Genomic DNA, 1363 nt, shown 5'->3' with positions numbered 1-1363 from the left:
CGGCGGGGGTCTTCCAGTCGAGGGTCTTGCGGGGCCTGTTGTTGAGCGCGAGAGCGACGGCTTCGAGATCTTCGGCGGACCAGCGCGAGAGGTCCGTGCCCTTCGGGAAGTACTGCCGCAGAAGCCCGTTGGTGTTCTCGTTCGTCGGCCGTTGCCAGGGCGAGTGGGGGTCGGCGAAGAACACCTTCGTGCCCGTCTCGAGTGCGAACTGGGCGTGTCCGGAGAGCTCTTTGCCGCGATCCCAGGTGAGCGTCTTGCGGAGCTGTTCGGGTAGCGTCGTCATCGACACGGTCAGGGCGGCGTTCATCGCTGCGGCGCCGTATCCGCCCAGCGCGGGACCGTTCTTGACCGGCAGGTTCTCACCCCAGCCCTCCAGTCGCGGCAAGTGCACCAGCAGGGTCGAGCGGCTCTTGCGTTCAACGATCGTGCCGATCGCGGACCGACCGGTGCCGATGATCAAGTCGCCCTCCCAATGCCCGGGAACGGCACGGTCCGACGCCTCTGCGGGGCGCTTCGCGAACACGACATCGGCGGTGACGTGCCCTTGCGGGCGATTCTGCGCTCGAGCCCGCGGCTGCCGCAGCGCACGGCCTGTTCGCAGGCAGGCGACGAGTTCGCGTTTGAGCGCGCCACGCCCTTGAATGAACAGCGACTGGTAGATCGCTTCGTGGCTGATGCGCATGGACTCATCATCGGGGAAATCGACCTTCAACCGGTGCGAGATCTGCTCCGGACTCCACGCGGTCGCCCACCGCCGATCCTGCCGATGCGGCTTGTTCAGCCCCTTCCATGCCGGCGGCTCCGGCCCGACGACGACGCTGCCGTCCGGCCGGCGAACGCTCCCGGCGAGCCGCTCCTGCACGTACTCCCGCAGCTCGTCGTTGCTCGCGAGCTTCGCGGTCTTCGGTCGTTTCGTCGCCTGCTGGGCCTTCCACTGCGCCACCAGCGCTCGGTACTCCGGCTTCCCGCCCCGCGTGGCCGCGTTGCGGCGCAGCTCGCGAGAGACCGTCCCGGGATCGCGACCGATCCTGCGCGCGATCTCACGCACGCCGACCTTCTTCGCGCGCAGCAGCGCGATCTCCTCGCGCTCCTCGAAGGACAGGTAGCGGCCGCTGGGCTCGACCAGTGAAAGCGGTGGCATACCGCCAGCGTGGCGAAACCACCGTGCACCGACCGGCACGGACACGCCCACCTTCAGCGCCGCCTCGGCTGTGGTGATGCCCGTCGCGATCAACCGCCAGAACTGCCGCTGCACCGCACGCGAGGGCTCAGGCCGCCCGGGCGAACGCATCGGGGGCCGCAACGCCCGATCCGAGCGCCACTGACGTCGCGCTCCTTCGGGCACCTCGCTCGTCTTCGCGAT

Annotated in this window: 1 protein-coding gene; it reads right to left on the bottom strand. The window is 69.0% G+C overall.

Annotation, left to right across the window (positions count from 1 at the left end; all coding sequences use genetic code 11):
* Positions 1-1291, bottom strand: a 1291-nt coding sequence (locus ACFPFQ_RS48245) for an IS30 family transposase (RefSeq protein WP_417715051.1), incomplete at its 3' end; no start/stop codon positions are given.
* Positions 1292-1363 lie beyond the last annotated feature (72 nt).

It is taken from the genome of Pseudonocardia sp. GCM10023141 (genome assembly GCF_042653605.1).
Note: the sequence above shows the minus strand (reverse complement) of the source record. Positions and strands in the feature narration are given on the sequence as shown.